The sequence below is a fragment of the Myxococcus sp. MH1 genome, assembly GCF_059738865.1.
The window spans coordinates 1,555,830-1,570,280 of the sequence record NZ_AP026947.1; the positions used below are offsets into that span (position 1 = coordinate 1,555,830).

Annotated in this window: 11 protein-coding genes; 2 read left to right on the forward strand and 9 right to left on the reverse strand. The window is 71.0% G+C overall.

Annotated elements, in window-relative coordinates:
- Positions 1 to 53: 53 nt before the first annotated feature.
- Both AC6JA9_RS06425 and AC6JA9_RS06430 read right to left on the reverse strand, forming a co-directional pair.
- On the reverse strand, positions 54 to 1,616 hold the full coding sequence (locus tag AC6JA9_RS06425; RefSeq protein WP_497959265.1) for an acyl-CoA carboxylase subunit beta: 1,563 nt from the start codon (positions 1,614 to 1,616) through the stop codon (positions 54 to 56).
- Between the two features lie 50 nt (positions 1,617 to 1,666).
- Positions 1,667 to 2,380 carry a Coq4 family protein gene (locus tag AC6JA9_RS06430; RefSeq protein WP_497959266.1) on the reverse strand — a complete coding sequence of 238 codons (714 nt, stop codon included), beginning with the start codon at positions 2,378 to 2,380 and terminating at the stop codon, positions 1,667 to 1,669.
- Positions 2,381 to 2,623: 243 nt separating this feature from the next.
- Here AC6JA9_RS06430 and AC6JA9_RS06435 point away from each other — a divergent pair, with 243 nt between their 5' ends.
- The gene (locus AC6JA9_RS06435) at positions 2,624 to 3,781 is read left to right on the forward strand and encodes a site-2 protease family protein (protein ID WP_223783429.1); all 1,158 of its coding nucleotides are present in this window, start codon (positions 2,624 to 2,626) and stop codon (positions 3,779 to 3,781) included.
- A gap of 82 nt (positions 3,782 to 3,863) precedes the next feature.
- Here AC6JA9_RS06435 and AC6JA9_RS06440 read toward each other — a convergent pair whose 3' ends face one another.
- The 7 genes from AC6JA9_RS06440 to AC6JA9_RS06470 form a co-directional block, all read right to left on the reverse strand.
- The gene (locus AC6JA9_RS06440; protein WP_223746188.1) at positions 3,864 to 4,598 is read right to left on the reverse strand and encodes a laminin G domain-containing protein; all 735 of its coding nucleotides are present in this window, start codon (positions 4,596 to 4,598) and stop codon (positions 3,864 to 3,866) included.
- An 81-nt stretch (positions 4,599 to 4,679) separates the two neighbouring features.
- Positions 4,680 to 5,369 carry a trimeric intracellular cation channel family protein gene (locus tag AC6JA9_RS06445; RefSeq protein WP_223746189.1) on the reverse strand — a complete coding sequence of 230 codons (690 nt, stop codon included), beginning with the start codon at positions 5,367 to 5,369 and terminating at the stop codon, positions 4,680 to 4,682.
- An 88-nt stretch (positions 5,370 to 5,457) separates the two neighbouring features.
- Positions 5,458 to 6,702 carry a putative porin gene (locus tag AC6JA9_RS06450; RefSeq protein WP_497959267.1) on the reverse strand — a complete coding sequence of 415 codons (1,245 nt, stop codon included), beginning with the start codon at positions 6,700 to 6,702 and terminating at the stop codon, positions 5,458 to 5,460.
- Positions 6,703 to 6,819: 117 nt separating this feature from the next.
- Positions 6,820 to 7,491: a MarC family protein gene (locus AC6JA9_RS06455; protein ID WP_223783427.1), complete on the reverse strand. Its 672-nt coding sequence runs from the start codon at positions 7,489 to 7,491 to the stop codon at positions 6,820 to 6,822.
- Between the two features lie 54 nt (positions 7,492 to 7,545).
- Positions 7,546 to 8,817 (reverse strand): arginine deiminase, encoded by a 1,272-nt coding sequence (locus AC6JA9_RS06460; RefSeq protein ID WP_408888020.1) that lies wholly within the window; start codon positions 8,815 to 8,817, stop codon positions 7,546 to 7,548.
- 202 nt (positions 8,818 to 9,019) lie between these two features.
- Positions 9,020 to 10,408 (reverse strand): hypothetical protein, encoded by a 1,389-nt coding sequence (locus AC6JA9_RS06465; RefSeq protein ID WP_497959268.1) that lies wholly within the window; start codon positions 10,406 to 10,408, stop codon positions 9,020 to 9,022.
- 301 nt (positions 10,409 to 10,709) lie between these two features.
- On the reverse strand, positions 10,710 to 11,126 hold the full coding sequence (locus tag AC6JA9_RS06470) for a hypothetical protein (protein ID WP_223783425.1): 417 nt from the start codon (positions 11,124 to 11,126) through the stop codon (positions 10,710 to 10,712).
- A 209-nt stretch (positions 11,127 to 11,335) separates the two neighbouring features.
- Between AC6JA9_RS06470 and AC6JA9_RS06475 the strand changes: the two genes are divergently transcribed.
- Complete coding sequence (locus AC6JA9_RS06475) at positions 11,336 to 14,419, forward strand: aminotransferase class I/II-fold pyridoxal phosphate-dependent enzyme (protein WP_223783424.1); 3,084 nt, start codon at positions 11,336 to 11,338, stop codon at positions 14,417 to 14,419.
- Positions 14,420 to 14,451 lie beyond the last annotated feature (32 nt).

Consider the following 14,451-nt stretch of genomic DNA (forward strand, 5'->3'; position numbering starts at 1 on the left):
CTGCCTGCTCTCCAGCCGAGGGAGAGCAGGCGTCCAGGGGCCCGGAAGGGAGCCTACAGCGGGATGTTCCCGTGCTTGCGCGGCGGGTTCTCCTGACGCTTGTCCTTCAACATCTCCAGCGCCCGGATGACCTTGGCCCGGGTCTCCTCGGGGCGGATGACCTCGTCGATGTAGCCCAGCTCCGCCGCCTTGAACGGGTTGGCGAACTTCTCGCGGTAGTCGTTCACCAGCTTCGTGCGCTCGGCCGCGGCGTCCTGCGCCTTGTTCAGCTCGTTGCGGAAGATGATGTTGACCGCGCCCTCGGGGCCCATCACGGCGATTTCGGCGGTGGGGTAGGCGTAGTTGATGTCCGCGCGGATGTGCTTGGACGCCATCACGTCGTACGCGCCGCCGTAGGCCTTGCGGGTGATGAGGGTGATTTTGGGGACGGTGGCCTCGGCGAAGGCGTACAGCAGCTTGGCGCCGTGGGTGATGATGCCGCCCCACTCCTGGTCGGTGCCGGGCAGGAAGCCGGGCACGTCCACCAGCGTGAGCAGGGGGATGTTGAAGCAGTCGCAGAAGCGCACGAAGCGCGCGGCCTTCACGCTGGCGTCGATGTCCAGCACGCCGGCGAGCACCGCGGGCTGGTTGGCGACGATGCCCACGCTCTTGCCGTTCATGCGCGCGAAGCCCACGACGATGTTGCGCGCGTAGTGCTCCTGCACCTCGAAGAAGTGCTTGTTGTCGACGACGGCCTTGATGATGTCCTTGATGTCGTAGGGCTTGTTGGGGTTGCTCGGGACAATCGTCTTGAGCGACTCCTCGGCCCGGAACGGGTCGTCATCACACGGCTGGACGGGCGGGTCCTCCTGGTTGTTGGAGGGCAGGAACGACAACAGCTCGCGCGTCATGACGATGGCGGCCTGCTCGTTCTCCGCGGCGAAGTGCGCCACGCCGGACTTCTGGTTGTGCGTCAGCGCGCCGCCCAGGGACTCCTTCGACACCTCCTCGTGCGTCACCGTCTTGATGACGTCCGGGCCGGTGATGAACATGTACGAGGTGTCCTTCACCATCATGATGAAGTCCGTAATCGCCGGCGAGTACACCGCGCAGCCCGCGCACGGACCCATGATGAGCGAAATCTGGGGCACCACGCCGGAGGCCAGGGTGTTGCGCAGGAAGATGTCCGCGTAGCCCGCGAGGCTCTCCACGCCCTCCTGGATGCGCGCGCCGCCGGAGTCGTTCAGGCCGATGACGGGCGCGCCCACGCGGGTGGCCATGTCCATGATCTTGCAGATCTTCTGGGCATAGGCGCCGGACAGCGAGCCGCCGAAGACGGTGAAGTCCTGGGCGAAGACGAACACCTGTCGGCCCTCGACGGTGCCGTAGCCGGTGACGACGCCGTCGCCCGGAATCTTCTTGTCGCCCATGCCGAAGTCGGTGGAGCGATGGGTGACGAACTTGTCCAGCTCGCAGAAGGAGCCGGGGTCGAGGAGCAGGTCGATGCGCTCGCGAGCGGTGAGCTTGCCGGCCTCGTGCTGTTTGGCGATGCGGTCCGCACCGCCGCCCAGCTCGGCCTGCTTCTCCATCTGCTGGAGGCGTGCGCGGAGGGGGTCCTTCTCGGTGGTCTCGTCCATGGGCCCGCGCTCTAGCACGATTGGGGCGCTCGCGCGCTGCCCGCCTTCGCTCAGGCGGCGCGTCGGGCGGGGTCGTCCTTTACCGGGCCCATCAGGACGGGGAGCAGCGCGTCCACTGCCAACAAGTCCAGGCCGTAGCGCTGGCGGACCTCCTCCAGGGGGCGCGCCCACAGCTCGCTCCAGGGGGCGCCGAACACGGGGTGGGCGCGGCGTCCCAGCACCCAGCCCCGGGCGAGCGCCTGGACGCGGGCGTCGCGCTCGGAGAAGGCGTAGAGCAGGGTGTTGGCGAGCCCGCCGGTGAGGATGCCGAGCGCGAAGGGGGTGCCCACCTGCGCCAGGCTGAAGGCCTGGACGCCCAGCTCTCCGGCCACGTCGGTGTCGAAGCCGGTGAGCACGTGCCAGAGGTCATGGGACTCGAGCAGGTGCGCGCGCACGTAGTCCTCGGGGGTGTGGGCCTCGCGTTGGGGCAGGGCGTCGGGGTCCAGGCCGTTGCGCTCCAGGTGGTCGATGAACGCGCGGCCCAGGGTGCCTTCGGGCAGGGCTCGCAGCGTGGCGAGCGGGAGGCGGCCCACGCGGGGGCGCTCGGCGAGGGCGCGGGCGCAGGTGGGGGATTGGCTCAGTCGCTCCACGATGCGGCGCATGGCGGTGGGGGGCACGAGCACGTTGGCCAGGTCGATGATGTCCTGCAGGCGGTGGGGGTCCCTGAGCACGCGGGCCGCTCGCCAGACTTCGCGGGCGAGGGTGAGGGGGCTGTTCAGGTTCATGCGGGGCCTCTCGAGGGGAAGGGGCACGGCGGGCAGTCGAGCGCGGGCACGCTAGCTGGCGAGTCACGCGCGTGGCGCCGTGTCGTCGGCGGTGTGCTCGTGGGTGGACACCTGCCGGGATGGGGAGCGGACACTCAGGGGCCGGGCGGGCGAACGCGTCGCCCCTGGCACCGTGCGCGCGTCGCGCGGCTGACGGAGGTTGGTGGGGGCAGGCGAGGGCGCGCCGGAAAAGGAGGAGGCGAGATGCGCGAGACGCGAGGTGCGTTGAAGGTGGGCTCGTTGCGCGGCATTCCCGTCCGCGTGCACTTCTCGCTGCTGCTCGTGTTGCCGTTGCTCGCGTATGTCTTTGGCGGCGCGTTCCGGCGGGCCGCGGAGGTGGCGGCGGTTCCGGCGGGGCAGCTGTGGGGCGCGCCGTGGGCATGGGGGCTGGCCGTGGCGGTGGGGCTGTTCGTGTCGGTGTTCGTGCACGAGCTGGCGCATACGTTGTACGCGTTGGCGCGGGGCGGGCAGGTGCGCTCGATAACGCTGATGATGGTGGGCGGGGTGTCGGAGTTGTCGGAGGCTCCGCCGAGGGCCCGGGACGAGGCGCTGATGGCGCTGGTGGGGCCGCTGACGAGCCTGGCGCTGGCGGGGCTGCTCGCGTTGGCCACGTGGGGTGTGGCGGGCACGGGCTCGTTCAATCTGCAGTTCGCGTGTTTCTACCTGGCGAGCCTGAACCTGTTCCTGGGGGTGTTCAACCTGCTGCCCGCGTTCCCGATGGATGGCGGGAGGATTCTGCGGGCGTTGCTCGCGGGGCGGATGGGGATGGTGCGCGCGACGCAGGTGGCGTCGGTGGTGGGGCGGGGGTTCGCGCTGCTGTTCGGGGTGTGGGGGCTGGCGACGTTCAACCCGTTCCTGATGGTCATCGCGTTCTTCATCTTCATGGGCGCGGATGGGGAGGCGAAGCAGGTGCGGATGAAGGCCACGTTGGAGAAGGTGCGGGTGGCGGAGTTGATGACGCCGCGCTGGATGGGCGTGGACGTGGGGGCGTCACTGGAGGAGGCGCTGTGGGAGTTCCGGGTGGAGCGGCGCACGGCGTTGCCGGTGACGGAGGACGGCAGGCCGCTGGGGCGCGTGGCGGTGGAGGCGGTGCGCGCGGTGCCGGCGGGGGAGCGGACGCGGCGGCAGGTGCGCGAGGTGATGCGCGCGACGCCGGTGGCGCGGCTGGAGGAGGACGGGTGGCAGGCGCTGCGTCGCATGGCGGAGGAGGAGTCTCCGCTGCTGTTGGTGGTGGACGCGGACGGGCGGCTGGCGGGGACGCTGGAGTTGGGCGACGTGGAGCGCGGGTTGACGCTCTTCCAGAACCGGGAGGAGCGGGCGGAGCGGGATGCGCGGGGGTGGCGCGAGGAGCGGCCCGCTTGAGCGGTCTCGAGGGACTGGCTCGCACGGGACGAGACGGCGCGACTCCGGTGAGAGGTTGCCCACCGGAGCCGGGGGGCGAGGCTCAGTCGAGGTTGAAGTAAACGTCGTCGATTTCGCCGTGGTACTGGTCGTTGTTGTTGCCAACGCTCTTGGCGCCCACGTTGACGGCCTGGCCCGTGGGGCTGATGTCGTAGGTGGCCGGGAGCAGCGCGCTGCCGCGCGCGACGTTGTCCACGAGGATGGTCAGCGTGGTGCTGGTGCGCTGGCAGGCGACCTTGTGCCAGGCGCCATCGGCGACGCCCACCGACGATTTGACGATGATGGGATTCACTCCGCCCGTGGTGCGGACCACGCAGCTGGGTCGGCCCTGCACGGCGTCATCGAGCTGGAGCTTCCACTGGGCGGTGCTCGCCAGCCCCTTCTGCACGAGGTTGGAGCCGTGGGCGGTGGAGAGGTCGGCGAGCGTGAGGCGGACGCGGGCGCCGAAGGTGAAGAGCGCCGTGCCGGGGTTCAGGTCGGTCGCGTCGGGGGTGGTGATGTTCGCCAGCGGGCAGCCCGTGCCGTCACAGACGGCGGGGAACCTCACGCCGAGACCCTCGAAGCCCGTCACCGCCGTCACCGTGGCGCCATTGTTCGTCTGCACCGTGCCGGTGTGGCCCTTGCCGCTGTCGTCCGTGACGGTGGTGACGGGCGTGGTGACGGTGTCGAAGCGGTAGCGCAGCTTCTGGCTCACGGCGCCAGCCGCCATGGGGGCCAGCACCAGCGTCGCGAGCGCCGCGCGCTTCGCCGTCCATCGGGGATGTGTCGTGCCAATCATGGGCTCTCCTGGGTGTCTCGGGTGTGGGGACAGCGAGGAGAGGATAGACGGGCCCGGCGTGGCGCGTGCCCTCGTGGGACGCTACGGCGTGGGCGGGTCCATGGGGCCGCCGGGACGCGGGCGACGAAGGCGTTGGAGCGCGCGCGGCAGGTCCGGCAGGGGCGGCACCATCCAGCCGCGCCAGGCCGCCACCAGACGCAGGCTGAAGGCGGCGGCGGTGGCGAGCGCCTCCGCGGTGAGTTGCGGTAGGCCGAAGCCGCGCAGGGCCGTCAGGTACACGCTCCCGGCGAACAGCGCGGCCACCGAGTAGGGCTGTCCCGACAGCAGCAGGACGGGTGTCTCGCGGCACAACACGTCGCGCACCACGCCCCCGCCCACGCCGGTGACGACCCCCAGGAACAGCGAGGGCACCACGTCGAGCCCCGCGGCCTGGGCCCGTTGCAGGCCGACCGCCGTGAAGAGCCCGAGCGAGAGGGTGTCCACCACCCACAGGGGGCGCCCCAGCAGGCTCACCAGGGTGCCGAACAGGGCCCCGAGCAGGGCCGCCACCGCGGCGGTGATGAGCAGCGCGGAGGTCCGCAGCGCGAGCGCGGGCCCCTGGCCGAGCATGACGTCGCGGATGATTCCGCCCCCAAGGCCCGTGGCGATGCCGATGACCACCACCCCCACGAAGTCGAAGGTCCTGCGCTGCGCATGCAGGGCGCCTGAGACGGCCCCGGCCGCCACCGAGGTCAGCTCGAGATAGGGACGGATGTCGTCCAGGTCGTACACGTCCTGGCTTCATGGCACGAGCGCCCGGGCCCGGACGAACCGGAGCTGCCAGGAGCGTGCGGCGGACGACATCCCCGCGTCGGCCGGCTCACAAGAAGAGGTTCAGTTGCAGCGTGGTCACCCCCGAGGTCCCCGGGGAGAAGGGGAGTTGTACGCCCGTGGGCAGAGGGGCGTCGGGGGTGCCCTGGTCCAGCCAGCCGTAGCGCAGCTTCAGCATCAGCTCGGGGGCCTGGATGAACCACGCCACCTGGGCCTCGAGCTCGAGCGTCCGGTCTCCGGTGATGTCCGCATGGGGGTCCAGCCAGTTCATCCGGACGCCGGCCCCCAGCCGGTTCCGGTAGACGTTCACGAGGACCTGCCCCCACGCCCCATAGGTGGAGAAGGGGTCGGCCACGCCCACCGGCTTCAGGGCGCGCCAGTAGAACTCTCCGAACACGATGATGCGTCCGAGCTGCCACCAGAGGTCGAACGACAGCGTGCCGACGCGGGTCGCCACCGTGGTGGGCACCGCGGGGTTGAGGATGCTGTTGGACGGGTTGAAGTTCTCCGCGTCGGTCTGGACGCGGCCGAAGTAGCCCTGGACGGTGAAGGAGATGCGCGGAGGCAGGGGCCCACCTTCCGGCGTGAAGGGCAGCTCGCTGGCGTTCACCGGGCCCAGCGGGCTCACGGTGGCGCGCGCCTCGACGAGATAGTCATCGGGCAGGTTCACCGGCTCCAGCAGCGGCGAGCCCCCGTAGACGCCCAGGTAGTAGTCGACGCGTCGCCGGGGGGTGCCGCCGAAGAGCGTCAGCCCCTGGTCCCGCCCGGACCAGAAGAAGTTCGCCACGGCGGCGTGCTCGGGAAAGAAGAGCTGCTGGGGGCCGAAGTCCTCGTGCCGCGACACGGGCGTGCCCTGCTGCCCGTAGCGCAGGCCCAGGGCCTCCCAGGGCTGCACCTCGACGAAGGCGTCGAGCACGTAGGGTGAGTCTCGCGACAGCTCCAGGGAGAGCCAGTAGCGCATCCACGGCCTGACCACGTTGCCCCGGAGGCTGGGACGCAGGACACCGAAGCTGCTCTGCAAGAGCGTCCCCTCCTGCGTCCAGTTCAGGTCCGCCTTCAGCGCCGCCTGCAGCGCCACGCGCAACAGGTAGGCGCCGTCCTCGGACTTGAGCCGGAAGCCCTCGCCCGGCACGTGTCCCGCAGGGATGAAGGGGGGCTGCGGCTCCTCCGCGGGGACGGCGTCCTCCGGGGCCCGTGGGTCCTCGTCCGACGCGGGCTGGGCCCAGGTCGCGGTGGACAGCAGCGCCAGCAGGGTCGACAGCCCGCCACGGAGGACGAGAGACCGGCTCGCCATGAGGACCCCGAGGACGACGAGGAGCCGTCATCCTAGGGGGCCCGCGGACCCCACCCGGACATGGGGCCGGGTGGGGCGGGGAGCGATTGTCGGCCAGATGACGCGGGGGGCGTCCGGCTACTTCTTCATGGTGTTGAGCGTCTCGACGACCATCTGGGGCGCGCCGCTCGCCAGGAGGGACACCGCGATGGCGGTGAGCAGGATGCCCGCGATTCGCTCCAGCAGCGTGCGCGTCTTGGGCGTCACCCTCCGCTCGATGTGTCCGGAGATGAAGACCGTCAACCCGGTGACCGCGGCATAGGCCAGCGCCGCGATGGAGAGGGCGACGACGTCCAGGAGTCTCTCCGCCTGGGCGCGGAACGAGACGAGAATCGCGAACGTGGTGCCTCCCACGGTGAGCGGGAAGGTCACCGGCATGAAGAGGACCGAGCGCCAGGAGCCGCTCTGCGCGGCCTTCTCGGCCTTGCTCTCGTCCGCGTCGGTGGGCTTGTCGGGCGGCTTGTCCTCGACGCCCCTCATCAATGGGACACCGACGTAGAGCAGCGCGATGCCGCCCGTCACGGTCAGCGCCGCGGTGCTCAGGCCGAGCAGCTCGAGCAACGGCTCGCCCACCCAGAGCGCCACCATGGCGAAGATGGCCACGTAGGTGAACAGCCCCAGGGCGAGCCGCACCTGCTCGGCGGGTTTGAACTGGCTGACGATGGGGAAGTAGGACGACACCGCCGCCAGGGGGCTGTACAGCGCGAACAGCGACAGGAACATGAGCAGCGGGTTCTCGAATGAAGGCATCTGGCGTCCTCTTCGGGCCGGGCCCGACGTGGGAATGGGGCCGACGAGGACTCCTCACGGGTCCCTGAGCAGGGGACACGTCATGCAGTGGCCGCCGCCCCGGCCCTTGCCCACCTCGAAGCCGTCTATCTCCACGACGTCGATGCCCGCCTCGCGGTACTTCTGGTTGCTGTAGACGTTCTTCGAGTACGCCACGACGACGCCCGGAGACAGGGCCACCACGTTGTTGCCGCTGTCCCACTGCTCGCGCTCCTGTTGGGCCGCGTCGCCGCCCGTGGTCACCACGCGCAGGTCCTTCTGCTTCACGCCCAGCGCGTCGGAGACGGCGCCCAGGAAGCTCCTCTCCTCCGTCACGTCGAGCACCCACGGCTTGTGGCCCGGTCGGATGCTGAAGGCCTTCGTGGTGTCGATGACCTTGGGGTAGATGGTGACGGCGTCCCGGTCCATGAAGGTGAACACCACGTCCAGGTGCATGTAGGAGCGCTTCTTCTCCAGCTCCACGGCGATGACGCGGTCCACCGCGCCCTTCTCGAAGAGCCGGCGCGACAAGACCTCCACCATCTGCGCGGTGGTGCGCTCGCTGACGCCAATCAGCACGGTGCGGTTGCCGATGGGCATCACGTCACCACCCTCGATGGCGGAGCGCCCGAACGACTGGATGTCGAACTCGTCGTGCTCCTCGCCGTGGCCGGCGTCCGGGTACCAGAAGTCGAACTTCGCCTCGCGGAACATCGGGTGGAAGCGGTAGATGACGCCGATGTTGACGGTCTCCAACTGGCGGGACGGCCAGAACATCGGGTTCAGCGACACACCGCCATAGAGCCAGCAGGAGCTGTCGCGGGTGAACAGGTGGTTGGGCAGCGGCGGCAGGATGAAGGCCGAGTCGGGCGTGGTGGAGGCCACCAGGGAGTGCACGAAGAGGTCCCGGTCCGCGTACTGCATCAGCTCGGCGCGCGTGACGCCGCCAATCAGGTGGGTGGCCAGCGCCTCGGCGCTCATGTTCTCCAGGGCGCGCTGCACGGACTCGACCGCGGCGGGGCCCACGGTGTAGGGGCTCACCGTGTGGCTGATGGCCCACTGGCGGGCGCCCGGCGTCTTGAGTGCCTTGGTCAGCAGGTCGTGGACGTGGAAGACCTCCACGCCGCGCTTGCGCATCTCCGCGACGAACTGGTCATGCTCCCGCTGCGCCTGCTCGACCCAGAGCACGTCGTCGAACAGCAGCTCGTCGCGGTTGGACGGGGTCAATCGCTTCAGGCTCAAGTCCGGGCGGTGGACCATCACCTTGCGCAGCCTGCCGACCTCTGAATGTACGCCGAATGCGTTCATCGCGCAGCTCCCCCTGGGAAGGGCCGGGGCTCGCTCGTCCGGGGACGAGCGGGCTCACGTGTTGCTCCCAGCCGTGGCCGAAACGTCACCACCTGAACGCTGGCGGGCAATCACGAGAGGCTGGCTGCGCGAGGGGTCGACGCCCCTCCTGGCCGGACCTGGCGCCACCCCGAGGCGAGCGGGGAGCGCGTCCACGGCGCGGCTACTTCGACTCCGGCAAGGTCCAGTCGAAGGAGAACCGGTGCGCGCCGCCGGGCGCGCTGTCGAGCCAGCCCGTGATTCGCTCGCTGCGCGCGAGCAGCGGCCCCAGCTCGGAGCTCACCGCGAACATCGCCGCGAGGTTCTCGTCCGAGAGCACGTCCGCCAGCGACACCTGGGACAGTCCGCGCGCGAGCAGCTTGGGGTCCAGTGAGAAGTCCGCCGCCCGCTCCAGCTTCGCCGTCGTCTCCGGCAGCGCCGCCATCGTCGCCTGCGTCACCGCGTCGTCGTTGCCCACCACCAGGTGCTTGCCCTTCTGCCGCACCTGCACCGTGCCGCCCTTCACCGTCAGCGCCCAGCCATCCTCCAGCGCCTTCGCCCCCGGCAACTTCCCCAGCGGCGCCAGCGCATTCTTCATCGCCGCCGCGTCCTTCACCTCCGCCGCCAGCGCCTGCTTCACCGCGAAGAAGCGCGCCTCCGGCGCACGCAGCGAGCCGCGCACCTGCACGTTGCTCATGCTCACCAACATGTTGCCCGTCAGCTGCTTCGCCACCGCGTCCGTCGTCGCCTGCACCTGCTCCCTCGGACACGACGCGCACAGCGCCTGGATGTTCGCCCTGAGCGAGCCCACCGCCTGCGAAACCCCCGCCGGCGCCACCGCCACGCGCGAGAACAACAGCCCCTCCGGCTTCATCGCCGCATATGGGCTCGCCGCCTTCGCCTGGAACGGCGGCAACGGCAGCTTCGTCGTCGTGCCGTCCACCTTCAGCCCCGTCGCGTTGCCGTCCAATCCCAGCACCGCTCCACCCGTGGCCAGGAACGCCACCCCCGCCACCTTCCCCAGCCGCGCATCCGCCGCGGGCGCCTTGCCCACCAGCTTCACCGACTCCTTCAGGAGCGCCGCCCCGCCCTCATCCGTCGCCCCGTACGCGCAGACGTCCGAGCCCTTGAGCGCATAGCCCATGGCCCCACCCGCCGAGCGCGTCGTGCTCACCGTCGTCACGCCCTTCGACGTCGCCGCCTTCGCCTCCTCGCCCCCGGCCTGCGTCATCGCCTCGGCCGCCTTGGCCTGGAACACCTTCGCGTCCGACACCCGCATGCACGACACGCGGCCATCCGTGCGCAGCGACACCGTCGCCGGCCCCGCCGGGTCCAGCCCCACCGCCGTCAACGTCTCCGGCTTCGTCGGGTCGATGGTCAGGAACGGGTGCAGCTCCGCGCGCCACGCCGCGGGCCTGAGCAGCGCCGCATGCGTCCCCGCGCGCTCCAGGAAGGCCGTGAGCCCCGCCAGCGCGTCCAGCTTGGGCACGTGGACCACCGTCTGGGCCTGGGCTGCGGAACGGGGCGCGGGAGCAGCCGCCAGCGTGGCGGCGAGGACGAGCGAGGAGAGCATGCCCTCCGTGAGAGCAGCGCACCTCCACCCCTGTCAAGGCACTCGCACCACCCGTGCCCTCGGAACCCGCCCGGGCCTCACCCGAACGGCCAGTGGTGGACGATGTCGCCGATAAAACCCGGTGGAACAGCGAGGCGAAGCCAGTCCGCCCGACTGCCCACCGGTCCCCCCCTCTGCATCCCGTGCCGGCACTCCCCCTCATCCAGACCGAGGCGGGCACGCGGGCCCGGGGCCTCGAGCCCCAGGCGTCCGCCCGCACGGCATGTCGTGTCAGCCGGGATGCGTCACGACTTCGCGCGGCTCAGAGTCGGCCCTGGTTGGCCCACTCGATCATCCGCTCCGCCAGGTCCTCGGTGTTGCGCCGCAGGTGCGCGAGCTGAAGCACCTGGTCATCCGCGTCCGCGAGCGTCATGCGCCGCGTCAACAGCTCCGCGAAGCGCACCACCTGCGCGATGCTGATGCAGTCGGCGTCCTCCGACGCCCCGGCGAACCGCGCCACCTCCGCGTCCACCTCCAGCTGCTCATCCAGCAGCGCCTTCACCAGCGCCGAGCGGGACACCGGCGTCTCGAACTCCTCCGGATTGCGCAGCTGACGACGCCACGGCTGGGACTCCCACCGCACACGCGCGGGGTCCCTGAGGACTCGGCTCCGCGAGGGCTGAATGCTCATCAAGGCCTGCATGCCGACCTTCGTCGGCGACGCGAAACTGAGTTCCATCAGTGCCCCCTCTCCACCACGGGGTCTGTCCACGAGCGTGACCGACTTCATTCGTTCCAGCCGTTGCCTTCCCGTCCTACCCACGCGACCACCCCTTCATTACGCGCGAGCGGCCAAATCTTGATTGGAGCCACGGCGCCAAAGGGTTGCGTGCATGCGCCAGGAGTGCGTTGACACACGGCGGTGGGCCCGGGACAGTCGCGCGCGCCATGCCGACCTATCCGTCCTCACCCCGAGAGGCCTTCCACCTGCTGCGCGCGTTGTCGGAGGACCTGGCCCACCCCGAGCGGCGCGCCCAGGCGCGGGTGGAGCTGCGCGAGCTGGCGGACCTGTCGCGCGACCAGCCCGAGTCGGCCCCGCTGCGGCTGGTGACCGTCACCGTGGCGGTGGGCGCCTCGCAGGAGCGGCTGGAGCTGTTCCTCCTGCCCTCCATCTTCGCGCCCGAGTCCTGGGCCTACACCTTCCTGGAGGGGCTGCTCAGCGTCCCGTTGGACGAGTACGCCGGCAAGCGGCTGGTGGAGGTGGGCGCGGGCTCGGGCTGGATCTGCATCGCGCTGGCGAAGTTCACGCGGCTGGCGCACGTGCACGGCGCGGACCTCAACCCGCACTCGCCCGTCGTCGCGCGCTGCAACGCGTGGCTCAACGGCGACGAGACGCTGGTGTCGCGGCTGTCCTTCGCGGAGAGCGACCTGTTGCGCGGCGTCCCGGCGCAGCCCGCGTGGGACTTCGTGGTGGGCTGCATCCCCCAGGTGCTGCGCACGGAGGAGCTGCCCGGGGAGCTGTCCCAGGCCGACGAGCAGGCGCTGTATGACTTGTCGAACTACTGCACGTTGCAGAACGTGTACGAGGACCACTTCGGCCTGGGGCTCATCGCGCGGCTGCTCGACGAGGCGCCCGAGCGGCTGGCGCTGACGGGCAGGCTGCTGCTCAACCTGGCGGGCCGTCCGGGCCGTCCCATCATCGAGCGCATGTTCACCCGGCGCGGCTTCTCCACGCGGGTGCGCGTGGCGCGGCGGGTGCGGCAGGCGGCGGACACGGACATCCGTCCGCTGGTCGCGCTGGAGCAGCGCACCGGGCGCGAGTTCGAGTTCTTCATGGAGGCGCACAGCCCCGAGCCCCTGCGCGCCGCCACCGCGCTGGGCTGGCTGCAGTCGGGCCATGCCGTATGGCACGAGGTGGCCGTGTGGGAGGCGCACCTGTCGCGTCCGCGCGAGACGCTGGCCCTGCGCCAGTCGCTTCGAGGACTGGGCATCCCCGCGCTCCAGGAGGAGCTGGATCTGGGCGCCGCCTCGCCCGAGCAGCTCGGCTTCGTCGCGGCGCTCTCGGAGCGGCTCGCGAAGGGGCCGCTGCTGCCGTACGCGCACGAGGCGGGGGACGCGTCGTTCCGGCGCCAGCTGGTGCGCTACCTGGAGCGCTACTTCGGCCTGAGGCTGTCGGCGGAGGAGCTGTTCGTCGCCCCCGAGCGCGAGCAGGCGGTGTACTCGCTCCTGCTCGCCACGTGTGACGCGGGCGACGAGGTGCTGGTGTCGCGCAACCTCCACCCGCTCTACGCGCGGGCGCTGGAGAAGGCGGGCGTGCGCGCCACGGTGACGCACACGACGCTGGAGGAGATTCGCCGGCTGCTGTCCGCCTTCGACGTGAAGATGGTGCTGCTCACGGTGGAGAAGGGCGAGCGCACCAACCTGTCCGTGCTGCGCGACATCATCGCGGAGGCGTCGCGGCGGGGCATCTGGGTGGTGCTCGACGAGAGCGCCTTCTTCAACATCACCGGCCAGGTGGAGCCGCTCACCCTCTTCGAGTTCCTGGCGCGCGAGCCGTACGCCCCCAACCTGGTCGTGCTCTACGGCCTGGTGAAGAACGCGGTGTGGCCGGACCTGGAGCTGACGCTGCTGCTGCCCGTGCCGGAGCCGCTGCGCGCGGACCTGGAGGTGGCCGCGGAGGTGACGTACTCGCGCATCAGCACGCTGGCCCAGTGGTTCTATGAGCGCACCTTCGCGGACCTCTTGTCCTTCCGCATCTCCTTCGCGGAGCCGGAGCCGCCCGGGCCCCGCCGGCACCCGGTGGCGCCGCTGCCGCGCTCCTCGCGCATCCAGACGCTCTCGGCCTTCCCCGCCTTCGCGCCCAAGGTGTTCCGCGAGGACGACGCGGAGCTGGTGCGCCTGGACTACGGCGAGAACGAGGGGCCGCTGCCCGAGCCGCTCGTGGAGGGGCTCATCGCCGCCGCGGCCGCGCCTCGCGAGTCCGGCGCGCAGACGGGCCTCTCGGAGGCCGTGGCCGCCTTCCTGCTGGAGACGCGCGCCGTGCGCTACACGCCCGAGGAGCTGGTGCTCGCGCCGGGGGTCTGGCCGCTCATCCACCACCTGGGCGTCGCCCTCAAGAAGCGCCTGGGCCGCGCGCCCCGCGTCTTCCTGACGACGCCCTGCTACGGCGTGCTGCCGCCGACGTTCCTCTCCGCCGGCTGCCAGGTGGACCAGGGCACGCTGTCGGAGCTGCTCTCGCGACGGGGACAGGGCGGCTTCGTCCCGGACGCCGTCGTCATCTCGCAGCCCTCCAACCCCACGGGCGTCTACGTGGCGCGCGAGGAGCTGGTGGCGCTCGCCAACTACGTGGTGGAGCAGCGCTGCCTCCTGGTGTCCGACGAAATCTTCGGGCTGGTGAACCTCACCAGCCCCACGGCGGAGACGGTGCACAGCCCGGTGACGCTGGAGGGCGCGGTGCCGGGCGTGGGCGCGCGCACGGTGGTGCTCGGCGGCCTGTCCAAGGAGTTCGCCGCGGGCGGGCTGCGCGTCGGCTGGCTCGCCACGAGGGACCGCGCGCTGGCCTCGGCGATGCGCGAGGCGGGCCCGGGCGTGCTGCACCTGGTCACCGCACGCGCGGCGGCCTACCTGTACGCGGCCTACGCGCGCAGCCCGGACGGCCAGCTGCTCTACCCGGCGCGACACCGCTCCCTGCGCGCCTTCCTCACGAAGATGCGCCGCGAGCTGGCGGAGAAGCGCGACCTGCTCGCGGCGGTGCTGCCGAGCGAGGCGCGCGCGGAGGTGGGTGACGCGGGCGGGCTGTTCCTCGCGCCCCGCGTGACGTCCTGGTTGGGGCGCACGGTGGACGGCGAGCGGCTCACGCCCGAGAACCTGCCGCGCGTCGTCTACGAGCACACGCACGTGGTGCTCAATGGCGGCCCCTGGTGCTCGGACCCGGAGCGGGTGCGCGCCGTCTTCTCCATCCCCCGTGACAAGCTGGAGAAGGCCTGCGAGCGATTGAAGGCCTTCGGCGCGAAGCTCCCGTCCTCCTCCTGACACCCCGCCGCCAACGAGGCGGGACTGTCCTC

Coding starts and splice junctions, on each gene's coding strand:
- AC6JA9_RS06455 (WP_223783427.1), bottom strand. CDS start 7,491: ATGCCTTCATTCGAGAACCCGCTGCTCATGTTCCTGTCGCTGTTCGCG.
- AC6JA9_RS06435 (WP_223783429.1), top strand. CDS start 2,624: ATGCGCGAGACGCGAGGTGCGTTGAAGGTGGGCTCGTTGCGCGGCATT.
- AC6JA9_RS06475 (WP_223783424.1), top strand. CDS start 11,336: ATGCCGACCTATCCGTCCTCACCCCGAGAGGCCTTCCACCTGCTGCGC.
- AC6JA9_RS06450 (WP_497959267.1), bottom strand. CDS start 6,702: ATGGCGAGCCGGTCTCTCGTCCTCCGTGGCGGGCTGTCGACCCTGCTG.
- AC6JA9_RS06465 (WP_497959268.1), bottom strand. CDS start 10,408: ATGCTCTCCTCGCTCGTCCTCGCCGCCACGCTGGCGGCTGCTCCCGCG.
- AC6JA9_RS06425 (WP_497959265.1), bottom strand. CDS start 1,616: ATGGACGAGACCACCGAGAAGGACCCCCTCCGCGCACGCCTCCAGCAG.
- AC6JA9_RS06430 (WP_497959266.1), bottom strand. CDS start 2,380: ATGAACCTGAACAGCCCCCTCACCCTCGCCCGCGAAGTCTGGCGAGCG.
- AC6JA9_RS06460 (WP_408888020.1), bottom strand. CDS start 8,817: ATGAACGCATTCGGCGTACATTCAGAGGTCGGCAGGCTGCGCAAGGTG.
- AC6JA9_RS06440 (WP_223746188.1), bottom strand. CDS start 4,598: ATGATTGGCACGACACATCCCCGATGGACGGCGAAGCGCGCGGCGCTC.
- AC6JA9_RS06470 (WP_223783425.1), bottom strand. CDS start 11,126: ATGGAACTCAGTTTCGCGTCGCCGACGAAGGTCGGCATGCAGGCCTTG.